At 70.4% G+C, this 17,016-nt stretch carries 16 protein-coding genes; 10 read left to right on the forward strand and 6 right to left on the reverse strand.

Annotated elements, in window-relative coordinates; translation table 11 throughout:
* Nucleotides 1-39 precede the first annotated feature (39 nt).
* Complete coding sequence (locus G3576_RS03795; RefSeq protein ID WP_164692961.1) at nt 40-903, forward strand: LysR family transcriptional regulator; 864 nt, start codon at nt 40-42, stop codon at nt 901-903.
* On the opposite strand, the gene G3576_RS03800 is transcribed toward G3576_RS03795, so the two are convergent.
* From G3576_RS03800 to iolD, 3 genes are read right to left on the reverse strand one after another with little or no spacing between them, the layout of a single operon-like run.
* Nucleotides 881-1,735 carry a polysaccharide deacetylase family protein gene (locus tag G3576_RS03800; RefSeq protein ID WP_164692962.1) on the reverse strand — a complete coding sequence of 285 codons (855 nt, stop codon included), beginning with the start codon at nt 1,733-1,735 and terminating at the stop codon, nt 881-883. The genes G3576_RS03795 and G3576_RS03800 overlap by 23 nt on opposite strands.
* Nucleotides 1,732-2,616, reverse strand: a complete 885-nt coding sequence (gene iolE, locus G3576_RS03805) for a myo-inosose-2 dehydratase (protein ID WP_164692963.1) — start codon at nt 2,614-2,616, stop codon at nt 1,732-1,734. The genes G3576_RS03800 and iolE overlap by 4 nt, the downstream gene beginning before the upstream one ends.
* 1 nt (nt 2,617) lies before the next feature.
* The gene (iolD, locus tag G3576_RS03810) at nt 2,618-4,450 is read right to left on the reverse strand and encodes a 3D-(3,5/4)-trihydroxycyclohexane-1,2-dione acylhydrolase (decyclizing) (protein WP_164692964.1); all 1,833 of its coding nucleotides are present in this window, start codon (nt 4,448-4,450) and stop codon (nt 2,618-2,620) included.
* A 122-nt stretch (nt 4,451-4,572) separates the two neighbouring features.
* Between iolD and iolG the strand changes: the two genes are divergently transcribed.
* The 7 genes from iolG to G3576_RS03845 all read left to right on the forward strand — a co-directional run bounded on the left by iolG (nt 4,573) and on the right by G3576_RS03845 (nt 12,193).
* Complete coding sequence (iolG, locus tag G3576_RS03815; protein ID WP_164692965.1) at nt 4,573-5,562, forward strand: inositol 2-dehydrogenase; 990 nt, start codon at nt 4,573-4,575, stop codon at nt 5,560-5,562.
* Entirely contained in the window at nt 5,559-6,350 is a 792-nt protein-coding gene (locus G3576_RS03820) for an SDR family oxidoreductase (protein ID WP_164692966.1), read from the forward strand. Before iolG ends, G3576_RS03820 begins: the two co-directional genes overlap by 4 nt.
* A complete protein-coding gene (locus G3576_RS03825) occupies nt 6,347-7,132 on the forward strand; it encodes an inositol monophosphatase family protein (protein ID WP_164692967.1) in 786 nt (261 codons plus the stop codon). The genes G3576_RS03820 and G3576_RS03825 overlap by 4 nt, the downstream gene beginning before the upstream one ends.
* A gap of 84 nt (nt 7,133-7,216) precedes the next feature.
* Nucleotides 7,217-8,251, forward strand: coding sequence for an ABC transporter substrate-binding protein (locus tag G3576_RS03830; RefSeq protein WP_164692968.1), 1,035 nt, complete (start codon nt 7,217-7,219; stop codon nt 8,249-8,251).
* A gap of 9 nt (nt 8,252-8,260) precedes the next feature.
* Nucleotides 8,261-10,432 carry an ABC transporter permease gene (locus G3576_RS03835; RefSeq protein WP_164692969.1) on the forward strand — a complete coding sequence of 724 codons (2,172 nt, stop codon included), beginning with the start codon at nt 8,261-8,263 and terminating at the stop codon, nt 10,430-10,432.
* A 5-nt stretch (nt 10,433-10,437) separates the two neighbouring features.
* A complete protein-coding gene (locus tag G3576_RS03840) occupies nt 10,438-11,478 on the forward strand; it encodes an ABC transporter ATP-binding protein (protein ID WP_164692970.1) in 1,041 nt (346 codons plus the stop codon).
* Nucleotides 11,479-11,563: 85 nt separating this feature from the next.
* Complete coding sequence (locus G3576_RS03845; RefSeq protein ID WP_164692971.1) at nt 11,564-12,193, forward strand: 2-hydroxychromene-2-carboxylate isomerase; 630 nt, start codon at nt 11,564-11,566, stop codon at nt 12,191-12,193.
* Here G3576_RS03845 and G3576_RS03850 read toward each other — a convergent pair.
* Nucleotides 12,178-13,437 (reverse strand): D-amino acid dehydrogenase, encoded by a 1,260-nt coding sequence (locus G3576_RS03850; protein WP_164693313.1) that lies wholly within the window; start codon nt 13,435-13,437, stop codon nt 12,178-12,180. The two genes, G3576_RS03845 and G3576_RS03850, sit on opposite strands and share 16 nt — an antisense overlap.
* Nucleotides 13,438-13,573: 136 nt before the next feature.
* Here G3576_RS03850 and G3576_RS03855 point away from each other — a divergent pair, with 136 nt between their 5' ends.
* Nucleotides 13,574-14,011, forward strand: a complete 438-nt coding sequence (locus tag G3576_RS03855) for an Lrp/AsnC family transcriptional regulator (RefSeq protein ID WP_164692972.1) — start codon at nt 13,574-13,576, stop codon at nt 14,009-14,011.
* Here the strand turns inward: G3576_RS03855 and G3576_RS03860 are convergent.
* Nucleotides 13,998-14,420 carry a VOC family protein gene (locus tag G3576_RS03860; RefSeq protein ID WP_164692973.1) on the reverse strand — a complete coding sequence of 141 codons (423 nt, stop codon included), beginning with the start codon at nt 14,418-14,420 and terminating at the stop codon, nt 13,998-14,000. The genes G3576_RS03855 and G3576_RS03860 overlap by 14 nt on opposite strands.
* A gap of 166 nt (nt 14,421-14,586) precedes the next feature.
* Here G3576_RS03860 and G3576_RS03865 point away from each other — a divergent pair, with 166 nt between their 5' ends.
* Nucleotides 14,587-15,648: an alkene reductase gene (locus G3576_RS03865; protein ID WP_164692974.1), complete on the forward strand. Its 1,062-nt coding sequence runs from the start codon at nt 14,587-14,589 to the stop codon at nt 15,646-15,648.
* Between the two features lie 38 nt (nt 15,649-15,686).
* On the opposite strand, the gene G3576_RS03870 is transcribed toward G3576_RS03865, so the two are convergent.
* Nucleotides 15,687-17,012, reverse strand: coding sequence for a TRAP transporter large permease (locus G3576_RS03870; RefSeq protein WP_164692975.1), 1,326 nt, complete (start codon nt 17,010-17,012; stop codon nt 15,687-15,689).
* Nucleotides 17,013-17,016: the final 4 nt, after the last annotated feature.

Below are 17,016 nucleotides of genomic sequence, written 5' to 3' on the forward strand. Positions count from 1 at the left end.
TGCTTGCCCTACCCCAAGCCGCGGTTATGCTGCCCGGCCATGAAGCCTGACCTTCCGTCGCTTGCCGCGCTGCGCAGCTTCGCCCTGGTGGCGGAGACGGGCAGCCTGACGGCGGCCGGGGCGCGGCTGAACCTGACCCAGCCCGCCATGAGCCGGCGCATCCGCGAACTGGAATCGGTGCTGGGCGTGGCGCTGGTGCATCGCGGCGCCAATGCGCTGCGGCTGACAGAGGAAGGGGAGCGCTACGCCGCGGCGCTGAGCCGCGCCTTCGCCGACATCGCCGCCGCCACGGCGGCGCTGCGCGGCGCCACGCCGCTGCGCATCCGCGCCTATACCACCTGGGCCCTGCGCTGGCTGATCCCTCGCCTGCCCCGCTTCCGCGCCCTGCATCCGGGGCAGGAGGTGGAGGTGGTGACCAGCACCGATCCGGTGGTGGATTTCGCGCGAGAGGCGTTGGACGCCGCCATCCGCACCGCACCGGCCGACAAGCCGCCCGGCCGCGGCGCGGTGCGCCTGCAACCCGTGATGGTCGCGCCCTTCGCCGCGAAACGCGGGCGGCTGGAGGTGATGAGCCTGCTCGGCAGCCGCGTCCGCCCGCGCGACTGGGCACTGTGGCACGACGCCGAGGGCCTGCCGCCCCCCACCTCCCCGCTGCTGTTCGAGAGCACCACGCTCGCCATCCAGGCGGCGGCGGAAGGGCTCGGCGCCGTCATCTGCTCGCCCGCCTTCGTGGCGGAGGAGGTGCGGCGCCGGCGGCTGGTCCAGCTGTCGAAGACCGAGGCCCCGACCGGCGACCATTACTGGCTGCTGCTGCCCCCCGGCACGCCGGCGCCGCGCGTCGCGGCCTTCCGCGACTGGCTGCTGGCGGAGGCCGTGCCGCCTACCCCCTCCAGCGATCCCTGAGCACGCGGAAGCCGCTTCGCGCGACGCCGTGCGCGTCCATCACCGCCTGCATGGTGCCATCGCCGAAGCGCTGATACTCGCCGATCCGCCACTCCGGCTTCTGCCGCGGATGCGCCGCCGTGATCGCCTCGATATCGCCAGGCGCATTCGGGTGCAGCGAGACGAAGGTGATCCCCTCCCCACCCGGCACGACGATGTCGCTGTAGTTCTCCGCAGTCACGTCGCGGTTTGGCGTCATGGCGAAGCGCTCGATCACCGGCATGCCGGCCTCGCTCATCATCGCGAAGGCGTCCGCATAGAGTCCGCGATCCACCTCGCCGAGCTTCAGCACGCCGAGATAGCTGTCGATCGCCCGCGGCAGCAGCAGCGGCAGCCGGTATTCGCGGGCGAGGTCGAGCGTGTGCGGAAGGATCTCCGGCGCCAGCGCCGCGCCCATATGCGTGTCGAGATGCGTGGCATCGATGCCCATGGCCAGCGCACGATCGATCTGCGCCCGCATTTCCGCCAGCGCCGCCTCCGGCTTCACCGTCGCACGCAGGGTCGCGACGTTGGGCGGGAAGTAGCCATCGCCATCCATCAGCCCCGACGCGGGGGAGCGCGTGGAGATCGGCCCCCAGCGATAGGCGGGCCATTCGCTGGTCAGCGTCAGATGCACGCCAAGGTCGAGCGATGCATCGCACCTAGCCTCGGCTGCGATCTCCGGGAACCAGGGGCACGGCACCATGACGCTGCCGCTGTCGATCCGCCCCGCGCGGAACAGCGCGAGGTACGCGACATTCGCGCCATGGCACATGCCGACATCATCGGCATGCAGGATGACGGTCTTCGTCACCCGAAGGCGGCAGCCGCGAAGCGGGCGAGGTTGTCATGCCCCATCCGCGCATAGGTGAGCGGATGCGCGATGGCGGGATCCTGCTCCGCCTCCACCACCAGCCAACCGGAATAGCCCGCGGCGGCGATATGCGGCAGCACGGCAGCGTAATCCACGCAGCCATCGCCCGGCACGGTGAAGACGCCGGCCAGCACGCTGTCGAGGAAGGAGAGGTTCCGCGCCTTCACATCCGCCATGACATCGGCGCGGATATCCTTGGCATGGAAATGCGTCACGCGCTTCGCGTGGTTCTTCGCGGCGCGGACAGGATCGCCGCCCGCGAAGGTCAGATGGCCGGTGTCGAGCAGCAGGCCGACATGCTTCGTGCCCGCCATCATGCGATCGATCTCGGCCTCGCTTTCGATCAGCGTGCCCATGTGGTGGTGATAGGCCATCGCCAGGCCGCGATCGCCTAGCCGCTTCGCCATCTCATCGAGCCGCGGCAGCAGCACATCCCACTGCGCCTCGGTCAGGACCGGCCGCTCCGCCACCGGCTTGCCCTTGTTGCCATGGATGGCGCTGGTCACCTCGCAATGCACCATCGCCGTGCAGCCCAGCGCGGAGAGCAGCGCGATATGCGGCTCCGCGGCTTCCATCTCCGCATCCACGTCGCGCTCCAGCAGGTTCGACCCGTACCAGCCGGAGGCGAGCGCCAGCCCATGAGCATCCAGGATCGGCTTCAGCGCGGCGGGCGTGCGCGGGAACTTGTTGCCGAGCTCGACACCCGCGAAGCCCGCGAGCTTCGCCTCCGCCAGGCAGGTCTCGAGCGGCGTTTCCGCGCCGAGTTCCGGCATGTCGTCATTGGTCCAGGTCAGCGGGTTGATCGCCAGCTTCACGCGCATCTCAGTGTTCCTGCTTCTTCAGCGCCGCCTCATAGGCGCGCCGTGCTGCAATCTGGGCCTCGCCCTTGGGCGCCGCGGCCACGGGCACGTCCCACCAGGCGCCGCCCTCCGCGGTGCTCACCTGCGGGTCGGTATCGATGACGATGACGCTGGTGCGCTTCGCCGCCAGCGCCTTGGGCAGCGCCGCTTCCAGCCCGGCGATTCCGTCCACCTTGGTGGCGATGGCGCCCATGGATTTCGCATGCAGCGCGAAATCGACGCGCGGCGCGGCATCCTGCAGCAGGTTGTTGAACGGCGCGCCGCCGGTGCCTCGCTGCAGACGGTTGATACAGCCGAAGCCCCTGTTGTCCAGCACCACGATGGTCAGCTTCGCGCCGAGCATGACGGAGGTCGCGATCTCGCTGTTCATCATGAGGTAGCTGCCATCGCCGACCAGGACCACGACGTCCCGCTTCGGCAGCGCCATCTTCACGCCGAGGCCGCCCGCGATCTCATACCCCATGCAGGAATAGCCGTATTCCAGGTGGTAGCTGGCCGCATCCGTTGCGCGCCACAGCTTATGGAGTTCGCCCGGCAGGCCGCCGGCCGCGCAGACGACGACGCCATCCGCCGGCATGGCGCGGTTCACGGCGCCAAGCACCTGCGCGTCGGAAGGCAGCGCCGTGTCCTTCGGCTTCGGTGCCGCCGTCACCTTCTCCACCATGCGGTGCCAGCGCGCGGTCGCGGTCACCGCCTTCTCCTGCCATTCCCGCGGCGCTGCCCAGCGGCCGAGCGCGCCGCTCAGCGCCGCCAGGCCGCGGGCGGCATCGGCCACCAGCGGCTGGCCCTCATGCTTCACCGCATCGAAGGCGGCGACGTTGAGGCCAAGCAGATGCGCGCCGCCGAACAGCGCGCGCGATCCACTGGTGAAGTCCTGCAATCGCGTGCCGACCGCCAGCACCAGATCGGCCTTGGCCGCCAGCGCATTGGCCGCCGCGCTGCCTGTCACGCCGATGGCGCCGGCATTGCGCGGGTGGTCCCAGGAAAGGCTCCCCTTGCCCGCCTGCGTCTCCGCCACCGGCACGCCGTGGCGATGCGCGAAATCGGCCAGCGCGGCCTCCGCGCCGCTGTACTTCACGCCGCCGCCGGCCAGGATCAGCGGGCGCTTCGCGGCCTTCAGGGCCTCCGCCGCCGCCGCCAGCTCCCGCGCATCCGGCTCCGGCGCGCGGGCGCGGTGGAGGCGCTTGCGGAAGAACTCGGCGGGCCAGTCGAAGGCCTCGGTCTGGACATCCTGCGGGAACGCGATGGTCACGGGGCCGCATTCCACCGGGTCCGTCAGCACCCGCATCGCCGCCGGCAGCGCCGCCAGCAGCTGCTCCGGCCGCATGATCCGGTCGAAGTAGCGCGACACCGGGCGGAAGCAGTCATTCGCGGAGACGGTCGCGTCCGCGAAGCTCTCCACCTGCTGCAGCACCGGGTCCGGCCGGCGATTCGCGAAGACGTCGCCGGGCAGCAGCAGCACCGGCAGCCGGTTCACATGCGCCAGCGCCGCCGCCGTCACCATGTTGGTGGCGCCCGGCCCGATGGAGGTGGTGCAGGCCATCATGCGGCGCCTGGCATGGGCCTTGGCGAAGGCGATGGCGGCATGGGCCATGGCCTGTTCGTTATGCGCCCTGAAGGTCGGCAGCGCCTTCCGGTTCGCCTCCAGCGCCGGCCCGAGTCCCGCGACATTGCCGTGCCCGAAGATCGCGAAGACGCCCCCGAACAGGGGCAGCGTCCGGCCCTCGACCTCGGTCATCTGGGCGGCAAGGAAGCGCACCGTGGCCTCGGCGGCGGTCAGGCGTATGGTGGCCATGGGACTGGTCCTGGACGTTTCGGCGGGGCCGAGTTGACGGCCGGGCCAGTGTTACGGATTGATGACAGGCCCCACAAGCCGGGGCCGCCAAACGCGGTCCCCAGGGGGCCATAAGGGACGCCATGCTGCAATTCGCACAATTCGGGGCCGGGCGCATCGGCGCCATCCACGCCGCCAACCTCGCCGCCAGCGGAAGGGCGGCACTGCGGCACATCGTGGACGTCCACGCCCCCTCCGCCGCGGCGCTCGCCGCGAAGCATGGCGCCACGGTCAGCGACACCGCGACCGCGCTGGCTGACCCCGCCGTGGGCGCCGTCATCATCGCCAGTTCCACCGACACCCATGCGGACCTGGTCATCGCCGCCGCCGAGGCCGGCAAGGCCATCTTCTGCGAGAAGCCGATCGACCTGTCCCTGCCCCGCGTCGATGCCTGCCTGGCCGCCGTCGCCAAGGCCGGCGTGCCCATGCTGGTCGGCTTCAACCGCCGCTTCGACCCCAACTTCGCTGAGCTCCACCGCCGCATCGGCGCCGGCGCCATCGGTGCCGTCGAGCAGGTGGTCATCACCAGCCGCGACCCGGGCCCGCCGCCGGTTTCCTACATCAAGGTCTCCGGCGGCCTGTTCCGGGACATGACGATCCACGATTTCGACATGGCCCGCTGGATGCTGGGCGAGGAACCCGTCGAGGTCTTCGCCACCGGCGCCGTCCTTGTGGACAAGGCGATCGGCGAGGCCGGCGACATCGACAGCGCCATGATCATCCTCAAGACCGCCTCCGGCCGCATGGCGCACATCAACAACAGCCGCCGCGCCGCCTATGGCTACGACCAGCGCGTGGAGGTGCATGGCAGCGCCGGGCGGCTCATCGCGGGCAACCGCATCGGCACCACGGTGGAGCAGGCCGATGGCAAGCATGTTGCCACCGACCTGCCGCTGCACTTCTTCCTGGAACGCTACGCCGATGCCTACCGCATCGAATTGGCGGCCTTCCTTGACGCCGTCGAGAAGGGCACGCCCATGCCCGTCGGCGCGGAGGATGGCCGCCAGGCGCTGGTGCTGGCCGACGCCGCCTACCGCTCCCTCACCGAGGGCCGCCCGGTGAAGGTGGCATGACCGTCCTGCCGACAGTCTCGCTCGAAGGCCGCTGCGTGCTCGTCACCGGCGGCACGCAGGGAATCGGGGAGGCCTGCGCGATCGCCGCGGCGGAGGCCGGGGCCCGCGCCGTCTGCATCACCGGCCGCAACGCCGAACGGGGTGCCAGCGTCGTCGCCGCGCTGACGGCGCTCGGCGCGCAGGCGCATTTCGTCGCGGCCGACCTGGCGGATGCGGAAGCCACCGCCGGCATCGTCACGCAGGCGGAAGCGGCGCTCGGCCTGGTGGATGGGCTGGTGAACGCCGCGGGTCTGACCGACCGCGGCACCATCCTCGGCACCGATGTCACGCTGTGGGACAGGCTTTTCGCCATCAACGCCCGCGCGCCCTTCATCCTGACGCAGGCGGTCGCGCGCCGCCTGGTGGCGGAGAAGCGCACCGGCACCATCGTCAACGTCATCACCATGTCGAGCCACGGCGGGCAGCCTTTCCTGACCGGCTATTCGTCGTCCAAGGGCGCGCTCGCGGTGCTGACCAAGAACACCGCGCTCGGCCTCCGCCCGCACCGCATCCGGGTCAACGGCATCAATCTCGGCTGGGCGGACACGCCGGGCGAACACGTGATCCAGCAGAAGGACGGCAACCCGCCAGACTGGCTGGAACGCGCCGCGCCCGCGCAGCCCTTCGGGCGGCTGGTCAGCGCGCCGGATGTCGCGGGGCTCGCGACCTATCTGCTGTCCGATGCCTCGGGCATCGTCACGGGATCGCTGATCGACTTCGACCAGAACGTCATGGGGGCTTACGAGTGAATACTCGCGAACTCGCGCTGCGGCGCGACGCGGCAGCCGCCATCGCGCGGGATGCGGCGCAGGGCGCCTTCCTCATGCGCGCCCGCGGCATGGGCGCGGCCAGCTTCAAGGGCGCCCAGGACTTCCTGACCGAGGCCGATGGCGCCACCGAACGCTTCATCCGCGACCGCCTCGCCACCATCTTCCCCGGGGAGGCCGTGCTGGGCGAGGAGATGGGCGGCGGCCTTGGCGCCGTGGACGGCCCGCTCTGGATCATCGATCCCATCGATGGCACCTCCAACTTCTCCCGCAACGGGCATCGCTGGTGCGTCTCCATCGGCATGGCGCTCGACGGCAAGGCCGTGGTCGGCGCCGTCGCCCGCTATGTGCCGTCCGAGGTCTTTGCCGGTGCCAAGGGCTGCGGCGCCACGCTCAACGGCGTCCCCATCAAGGCCTCCGCCATCGACAGCATGGCCCGCGCGACCATCGAGGTCGGCTGGTCGATGCGCCGTCCGCTCGCCGCCTTCCACCAGCTCAGCCAGTCCATCATGGGCATGGGTGCGGGGCTCCGCGTCGGCGGGTCCGGCACGCTCGGCCTGGTGGAGGCCGCGAATGGCCGGCTGGAGGGCTATATCGAGCAGCACATCAATTCCTGGGATGCCTGCGCCGCCGTCGCCATCGCGCGGGAAGCCGGCGCCTGGGTGAACGAGTTCGACAGCGGCGACTGGCTGGCCAGCGGCAATCCCGTCGGCATCGGCGCGCCGGCGCTGGGTTCCATCCTGGCACCGCTCCTCGGCCCTTGAGCCTGCCGCCCGCCCGGCCTTAACTGAACCGTCAAAGTCCCGGACCGGCCCGATAAGGCCGGCCACACCAGGAGGTTTCCGTCCATGTCCCTCACCCGCCGTCTCCTCGCCACCGGCCTTGTGCTGGGCGGCACCGCCTTGCTCCCGGCCGCCGCCAGCGCGCAGGGGAACCTCGTCGTCTACTGCTCGGTGCAGGAGGAATGGTGCCGGCCGATGATGCAGGCCTTCGAGCGTGCGTCAGGCGTGCGCGTCTCCATGACCCGCAAGTCGAGCGGCGAGACGATGACGCAGATCCGTGCGGAGGCCACCAATCCCCGCGGCGATGTCTGGTGGGGCGGCACGGGCGACCCGCATATGCAGGCGGCGGAGGAGAACCTCACCGTCGAATACCGCTCCCCCCGCCTTGCCGAGTTGCATGATTGGGCGGTGCGCCAGGCGGAGCAGACGCAGTTCCGCACCGTCGGCATCTATGCCGGCGCGCTCGGCTATTCCTACAATGTCACGGAACTGAACCGCCGCCGCATCGCCGCGCCCCGCTGCTGGGCGGACCTCGCCAAGCCGGAATTCCGCGGCGAGATCCAGGTGGCCGATCCCAACACCAGCGGCACCGCCTACACCATGCTCGCGACGCTGCTGCAGGTGATGGGGGAGGAACCGGCCTTCACCTACCTCCGCGCGCTCCATCGCAACGTGAACCAGTACACGCGCTCCGGCGCCGCGCCGGCGCGCGCGGCCGCCACCGGCGAAACCCTTGTCGGCATCACCTTCCTGCATGATGCCGTCACCCAGAAGATCGCTGGCGCCCCCGTGGAAATCGTCGCCCCCTGCGAGGGCACGGGCTACGAGATCGGCTCCATGTCCATCATCCGCGGCGCCCGCAACCTGGACAATGCGCGGCGCTTCTATGACTGGGCGCTGTCGCCGGAAGCGCAGGGCATCGCGGGGCAGGCCAATTCCTACCAGCTGCCCTCCAACCGCAACGCCCCGATCCCGCCCCAGGCGCCGCGCTTCGAGAACATCCGCATGATCGACTATGATTTCGCGCGCTGGGGCTCGGCGGCGGAGCGCACGCGCGTGATCACCCGCTGGGAACGCGAAGTACGCGCCGGCTCCCGCTAAGCCTTCGCCATGGGCGCGTTGACCCTCGGCCGCGCGGCGCTGCTCTGCGCCGCGATCGGCTTCCTCCTCGCGCCCTGGCACGGGCTTGAGAATGGGGCGTTGGCCGCCTGGCCGCGTGGCGCCGCCTCGCCACTGGTGGCGCTTCTGCTCGATGGCTCCCGCTGGTGGCTCTGGCCGGTGGCGGCGCTGCTGGCCGCCGTGGCGCCCACGCTGCTGCGGGGCCGGGCGCAGGGCCTGCTGATGATGGTCGCCGGCGCCGGCGTCGTCGCCTGGATCTTCCTGATGGGCCACGCCATCGGCCTGCGCGGCCTGGCCTGGGAAGGCCTGGCGCCGCTGCTCGGCGCGCCCCCGGCGCAGCCCTCGCTCGGCTGGGGCGCGCTGCTGGTGCTGGCGGGCGGCGTCGCGCTGTTCTCCGCGGGGCTTGCGGCGCGCGGCAGCTTCGGCGCGGATGCCTTCGTCAGCTTCCTCGTCTGCGGCAGCGCCTTTCTCCTGCTGCTCTTCGTCTTCATCCCGCTCGTCACCATCCTCTCCGCCGCGATCTATGAGGATGGGCGCTTCGCGCCGGAGGCCATGGCCGCCCGCCTGACGGCGCCGGAGGCCTGGTCGCTCGCCTGCGTCACCACCCATGCCGGCTGCGGCGTGGTGTGGAACACGCTGCTGCTGGCGACGCTGACGGGCGTGATCTCCACCCTGCTCGGCCTCGGCTTCGCGCTGCTCGCCGTGCGCGGCAATGTCCGCGGCGCCGTCGCCTTCCGCGCGATGACGATCCTGCCCCTCATCACGCCGCCTTTCGTGGTGTCGCTCGCCCTGATCGTCCTGTTCGGACGCACCGGCATCGTCACCGGCTTCCTGTGGGAGCATTTCGACATCCCGCGCAGCCGCTGGATCTACGGGCTGCCGGGCGTGCTGCTGGCCCAGGTCCTGGCCCAGGCCCCCGTCGCCTTCATGCTGCTGGACGGCGCGCTGCGCGCCATCGCCCCGAGCCTGGAGGAAGCCGCCAGCACCATGGGCGCGAAGCGCTTCAAGGTCTTCCGCAGCGTCACCTGGCCGCTGCTGAAGCCCGCACTCGCCGCCGCCTTCCTGCTGGGCTTCGTGGAAAGCCTTGCCGATTTCGGCAACCCCCTCGTGCTGGGCGGCGACTTCGACGTGCTCTCCACCCGCATCTTCTTCGCCATCGCCGGCGCGCGGCACGATCCGGGCCGCGCCGCTGCGCTGGCCCTGCTGCTGCTGGCGCTGACCTTCGGCGCCTTCGCGCTGCAGGCGCTCTGGCTCGGCAAGCGGCGCTACACCACCGTCACGGGCAAGGGCGACAGCGGCCTGCCGGCGCCGCTGCCGAAGGGCCTCAAGCTCGGCTGCTCCATCGTGGTGTGGCCCTGGATGGCCTTCACCGCCGTGGTCTACGGCATCATCCTGGTCGGCGGCTTCGTGCGCGACATCGGCCGCGGCGACATGGAATTCACCTGGCGCCACTTCCTGACGGGCTTCGAGGTCGAATGGCACAACGGCCTCGACTTCCGCGGCAGCGCCTGGGACAGCCTGTTCACGACGATCGAGGTCGCGGCCATCGCCGCGCCACTGACGGCGGGCCTCGGCATCCTGCTCGCCTGGCTGATCGCGCGGCAGTCCTTCAAGGGACGGGGCACGCTGGAATTCATGACCATGCTGTCCTTCGCCATCCCGGGGACCGTGGTCGGCGTCTCCTACGTCATGGCCTTCAACGTGCCGCCCGTCGAACTGACGGGCACGGCGCTGATCCTCATCATCTGCTTCGTCTTCCGCAACCTGCCCGTCGGCGTGCGCGGCGGCCTCGCCGCGCTGGCGCAGATCGACAAGTCGCTGGACGAGGCCTCCGCCACCATGGGTGGTGGCGCGCTGTCCACGCTACGCCGCGTCGTGCTGCCGCTGCTGCGGCCCGCGATCGTCGCCTCGCTGGCCTTCAGCTTCGTCCATGCGATGACGGCGGTCTCGGCGGTGATCTTCCTCGTCTCCGCGCAGCACAACCTCGCCACCGTCTACATCGTCGGCCGCGTGGAGGCCGGGGAGATGGCGCTCGCCATCGCCTATTCCACGGTGCTGATCGTCATCATGCTGGCCGTCGTGCTCGGCATCGAGAAGCTGGTCGGCCGCGCGCAGATCGGCCGCCGCGCTGCCACGCCCACCACCATGCACGCCGGAGCCTGACGCCGATGTCCGACGTCTCCATCACCTTCGACCGCATCACCAAGGCCTTCGGCAGCTTCCGCGCGGTGGACGAGGTCTCCTTCGCCCTGCCCCGCGGCGCGCTCGTCACTCTCCTCGGCCCCTCCGGCTGCGGCAAGACCACGACGCTTCGCCTGGTGGCGGGCCTGGAACTGCCGACCAGCGGCCGGATCGAGATCGAGGGCCGCGACGTCACGGCCCTCGCGGCTGCCGAGCGGAAGATCGCGATGGTGTTCCAATCCTACGCGCTCTTCCCGCACATGAATGTGCTGGAAAACGTCTCCTACGGCCTGCTCGTCAACGGCGCCCGCAAGGCCTCCGCGGAGGCGGAAGCGCTGGCCATGCTGAAGACGCTCGGGCTCGAGGGCCTGGGCCAGCGCCTGCCCTCCGAACTCTCGGGCGGGCAGCAGCAGCGCGTCGCCGTCGCCCGCGCCCTCGTGCTCCGCCCGAAGGTCCTCCTCTTCGACGAGCCGCTGTCGAACCTCGACGCGCGCCTCCGCCGCCGCGTGCGCGAGGACATCCGGGACCTGCAGAAGAAGCTCGACCTCTCCGTCGTCTATGTCACGCATGACCAGCAGGAGGCGCTGGCCGTCTCCGACCTCGTCTGCGTCATGCGCGCCGGTAAGATCGCGCAGATGGGCACGCCGAACGCCCTCTACGAGGACCCGGCCGACGCCTTCATCGCCGACTTCATGGGGGAGGCGAACGTCATCCAGGGCGAAGTGCTCGGTCCCAACCGCATCGCGCTGGGCGGCACCGCGCTGGACACCCTCATGCGTGCCCATCCGGCCGGCCCTGCGCAGATCGCCGTTCGCCCCGAATCCATCATGCTCCAGCCCGAAGGCGCTCCCGGCCTGGCCGGCCGCATCCAGCGCGCGGCCTTCCTGGGCCAGACCCGCGAATACGAGGTCCAGACCCCGGCCGGCGAACTCTTTGTCGTCACGCCTGCCGCCGCGCCGGCCTTCGCCACCGGCGATGCCGTGTCCTGCGCGATGCAGCGCGTGATCCCGCTGCGGCCGGGGTCGTAGGGCAGCGCGCGCAGGGCCGCCCTGCAAGCATCACGATTGCGCCGCGCCGCCTGCGTCGCGAACATCGCCGCAAAGGGAGATCGTGATGCCAACGATGATCGACTACTACATCAGCCTCAACAGCCCCTGGGCGCATCTGGGCGCCGCGCGGATCGAGGCCCTGGCCGCGAGGCACGGGGCCAGGCTCCGCGTTCATCCCTGCGACTACCGGGAGACGATCTTCCCCGCCTCCGGCGGCCTGCCCCTGCCCAAGCGCAGCCCGCAGCGCCAGGCCTACCGCATGCAGGAATTGCGGCGCTGGCGCGCCCATCTCGGCGCCCCGATCGTCCTGACGCCGAAGCACTCTCCGTTCGATGAGGTCTTCGCCGCGCATGTCGTGATCGCGGCGCGGGAGAGTATCGGTGACACCGCGGCCGTCACGCTCGCACACCGCATCCTGCGCGCGCTGTGGGAGAAGGAGGAGAACCCCGCCGACCCTGCGACGCTGACGCGCCTGGTCACGGAATCGGGCCTGGACGCCCCTGCCCTGCTGGCGCTGGCGGAGGATCCCCGCTGGGCCGCGATGCGCCTGGCCGAGAGCGAGGCGGCGCTCGCGCGCGGCGTTTTCGGCGCGCCGAGCTACGTCATCGGCGACGAGATCTTCTGGGGCCAGGACCGGCTGGATTTCGTCGCCCGCCACCTCGACGCCCTGGCGCCGCCTCAGGCGACGGCATAGCGCTCCAGCGCCAAGTCGTCCGCGGCGATGTCGGGCTTGCGCCCGGTGACGAGGTCCGCCAGCAGGCGGCCCGATCCGCAGGCCATGGTCCAGCCCAGCGTGCCATGGCCGGTATTCAGCGACAGGTTCGCATAGCGCGTCGGCCCCACCACCGGCGTGCCGTCCGGCGTCATCGGGCGGAGCCCCGTCCAGAAGCTCGCACGCTCGATGTCGCCGCCCTTCGGGAACAGGTCGCCGACGCTGTGGGCCAGCGTCTCCCGCCGCGGCTTGCGGAGCTTCAGCGAGAAGCCCGCCAGCTCCGCCGTGCCGCCCACGCGGATGCGGTCGCCGAGCCGCGTGATCGCGACCTTGTAGGTCTCGTCCATCACCGTGGAGACGGGTGCGGCGCTTTCATCCGTGATCGGCAGCGTCAGCGAATATCCCTTCACCGGATAGACCGGCACATGCACGTTGAGCGGCCGCAGCAGCGCCGGCGAATAGCTGCCCATGGCGACGACGTAGTGGTCCGCGGTGACGCGGCCGGTATCGGTCACGACGCCACTCACGCGCCCGGCCTCGGTCTCCAGCGCCTTCACCGTCACGCCGTGGCGGAACACCACGCCCGCCGCCGCGGCCAGGGCCGCGAGGCGCTGGGTGAAGATGTGGGCATCGCCCGTCTCGTCACCCGGCAGCTGCAGCCCGCCCACGAACTTGCCGGGCACCAGGCCGAGCGCCGGCTCCGCCGCGATGCATCCGGCGGGGTCCAGCACGCTGTGGCGTACGCCGAAGCCCTTCAGCACCTCGATGTCGGCGCCGATGGAATCCAGCTGCTTCTGCGTGCGGAACAGCTGCAGCGTGCCCCGGGTGCGCTGGTCATACTGGATGCCGGTATCGTCGCGCAGATCCTTCAGGCAGTCGCGCGAATACTCGGCGAGGCGCACCATCCGCGCCTTGTTGCGGCCATAGGCGGCTTCCGTGCAGTTCGCGAGCATCTGCGCCAGCCAGCCGTAGAGGCCGCTATCCATGCTGGGCCACAGCACCAGCGGCCGGTGGCGCATCATCAGCCACTTCAGCGCCTTGATGGGGATGCCGGGGCCGGCCCAGGGGGCGGAATAGCCGGGGGAGACCTGCCCCGCATTGGCGAAGCTCGTCTCCATGCCGGCCGCCGGTTGGCGGTCCAGCACCGTCACCTGGTGGCCCGCGCGGGCCAGGTACCAGGCGCTCGTCACGCCCACCACACCACTGCCGAGCACCACGACGCGCATTGCCACCGCTCCGTTGCTGATCAATGAAGGATAGAAGCCGAAGCGGTGAATATCCTGCGCGATTGACGCAGGATGCCTCGCCAGGGGGCAATTCACGCAATATCCTGCGAAGAATCCGCAGGATCGACCGGACGCCATGGACGACATCGACCGCGCCATCATCCGCGCCCTGCGCGTCGATGGCCGCATGCCCAATGCGAAGCTGGCTGAGACGGTCGGCCTCAGCCCCTCCGCCTGCCTCCGCCGCCTGCGGATGCTGGAGCGGGACGGGACGATCCGCGGCTACACGGTAGTGGTGGAGGATGCGGCCCCGCAGGGCGCCGTTGTCGTCATCGTCCAGATCACCCTCGAACGGCAGACCGACGACCACCTCAAGCGCTTCGAGGAAGCGGTCCGCCGCTGCCCGGAGGTGCGGGAGTGCTACCTGATGACCGGCATCGCCGACTACCTGCTGCGGGTGGAGGCGCGGGACGCCGCCGATTACGAGCGCATCCACAAGGAAGCGCTGTCCCGCATGCCCGGCGTCGCGCGCATCCAGTCGAGCTTCGCCATCCGCACCGTCATCCGGGGCTGAAGGTCACGCGCCCCTGGCCGTCGATCGGCCAGGCAGGGTTCCAGGCGATCTCCCAGGCATGGCCGTCGCGGTCCGCGACATAGCCGCGCAGGCCGCCATGGGGTGGCGCATCGGCGGGCCGCAGCAGGGTGCCGCCCGACGCCAGCAGCCGCTCCATCACCGCCGCGACCTCGGCTTCGGTCCGCACATTACGCGCCAGCGCGACGGCCCCCGATTCCGTGGCGGCGCGGCCCGTATCCGCCTCCATGGCCGGGCGCAGCCACAACCCCAGCACGAAGCCATTCATCTGGGTGAAGACAATCTCCTCATTCGCGAAGACGGGGGGCCAGCCGAACCCCTCCTCGGAGAAGCGGCGGGCGCGGGCCAGATCGGCCACGGCGAGCGTGATGACAGCCATGGATGGCGGCATGGGTAACCTCCCGCTGCCCGACCTTACGCGCCGCAAGCCCGTTTCATCACCCCCGCGAATGACGGCCATCGAAGCGGCGAGGTGGCGCGCCGCGCCCGCCGCGCCCAACTCTCGCCCCAACGCCGCGGCGCATCCCCGCCGCCGGCCCCTCCCAGGAACTACCCCGATGACCGAAACCCGCGACCTCTTCGCCCCCGCGCAGCTCGGCGACATCCAAGTCGCCAACCGCATCGTCATGGCGCCCATGACGCGCAACCGCGCGCCGGGCAACCTGCCCAATGCGCTGATGGCCGAATACTACGCGCAGCGCGCCTCCGCCGGCCTGATCGTGACGGAGGGCACGACCCCCGCCGCCAATGGCCGAGGCTACATCGACATCCCCGGCCTCTACAGCGACGCGCAGGTCGAAGGCTGGCGCGGCGTGGCCGATGCGGTGCACGCCAAGGGCGGGCGCATCGTCGCGCAGATCATGCATGTCGGCCGCATCTCCCACCCCGATTTCCAGGAAGGCGCGCAGCCCGTCGCCCCCTCCGCCATCGCCGCCAAGGGTGAGATCTTCACCTATGAGGGCATGAAGCCGCTGGCCACGCCGCGCGCATTGGAACCGGCGGAGATCGAGGCGCTGATCGCCGCCTATGGCCAGGCGGCCGCCAATGCCGTGAAGGCCGGACTCGATGGCGTGGAGGTGCATGCCGCCAATGGCTACCTGCCCGGCCAGTTCCTGGCCCCCAACGCCAACCAGCGCACCGACCAGTGGGGCGGCAGCGTGGAGAACCGGGCCCGCTTCCTGGTCGCGATCGTGGAGGCCTCGGTGAAGGCGATCGGCGCCGGCCGCGTCGGCGTGCGCATCAGCCCCGGCAACCCCTTCAACGACATCGCCGACCCCAATGCCGAGGAGACCTACGACTACGTCACGAAGGCGCTGGGCGGACGTGGCCTCGCTTTCCTGCACATCCTCGATGCGAAGCCGCCCTTCGACATCGCCGCCATGGCGCGCCGCAACTTCGGCGGGCCGATCATCCTGAATGGCGGCTATGACCGCGACCGCGCGCAGGCGGATATCGCCAGCGGCCGGGCGGACTTCATCGCCTTCGGGTCCAAGTTCATCAGCAACCCGGACCTGCCGGCGCGGCTGCAGAAGGGCGCCGAGTTGACGCCGCCGGACACCGCCACCTTCTACGGCGGCGGCGCCAAGGGCTACACGGACTACCCGGCGCTCGCGGCGTAACCGGAAGGGGGGGGCGGGGCTCCGCCCCCCGTCCTGCCTCACCAGCCGATGGCCTTGGGCAGCCAAGTCGCAAGCGCGGGTGCGAAGAACACGAGCGCCACCGCCATCACCTGCATCGCCACGAAGGGGATGACGCCGACATAGATGTCACGCGTCGTGATCTCCGGTGGCGCGACGCTCCTCAGGAAGAACAGCGCCCAGCCGAAGGGCGGCGTCAAGAAGCTGGTCTGCAGCATCACGCAGATCAGCACCGCGAGCCAGACCGGGTCCACGCCGGCTTGCGCGAAGATCGGCAGGAACAGCGGCACGGCGATGTAGCTGATCTCGATCCATTCAAGGAAGAAGCCAAGGACGAAGATCAGCAGCAGCATGAACCAGATATCGGCCTCGATGCCGCCGGGCAGGAAGGCGAAGAGGTCATGCACCAGCTGCTCCCCCTGCAGCCCGCGGAAGGACAGCGCGAAGACCTGGGCGCAGATCAGGATGAACATCATCATCGCCGTGATGCGCGCCGTGCTGCGCAGCGTTTCCTTGACCAGCATCCAGTCCAGCCGCCGCCCCAGCGCGCAGACCAGCATGGACCCGATGGCGCCCATCGCCGCCGCTTCCGTCGGCGCCGCGATGCCCGCGATGATGGAGCCCAGCACGGCGAAGACCAGGCCGAGCGGCGGGGCGATCACCTTGGCCAGCTTGACCAGCAGCTGCTTCGTCGAGATCAGTGCCCGCTCCTCCGCCGGCACCGCGGGCACCATCTCCGGCTTCAGGATGCCGAGCGCCAGGATGTAGGCGCAGTAGATTCCCGCCAGCATCAGCCCCGGGATCATGGCGGCCGCGAAGAGCGTGCCGACCGACAGGTTCATGATGTCCGCCAGCAGGATCAGGATCAGGCTCGGCGGGATGATCTGCCCCAACGTACCCGACGCGCAGATCACGCCGCAGGACAGGCCCGGATCATAGCCGCGCCGCAGCAGCGCCGGCAGCGTCAGCAGCCCCAGCGTCACGACGGTGGCGCCGACGATCCCCGTGGTCGCGCCCATCAGCACGCCGACGAAGACGATACCGAGGCCGAGCCCGCCGCGCAGCGCGCCGGACAGCCGGCCCACCACCTCCATCAAATCCTCGGCCAGCTTCGATTTCTCGAGCGCCACGCCCATGAAGACGAAGAGCGGGATGGCGAGCAGGGAGTAGCTGGTGACGACGCCGTAGATGCGCGCCGGCAGCAGGTTGAACAGCATCGGCCCGAAGCCGAGCCAGCCGAACACGAAGCCGGAGATGGCCAGCGTCAGCGCGACCGGGATGCCCGCCATGAGCAGCCCGAAGAACGCCACCAGCATCAGGATGGCGTAGAGTTCCGTGAGTGGCATGGTG

The organism is Falsiroseomonas algicola, assembly GCF_011040385.1.
GTDB classification, from domain to species: Bacteria; Pseudomonadota; Alphaproteobacteria; order Acetobacterales; family Acetobacteraceae; genus Falsiroseomonas; species Falsiroseomonas algicola.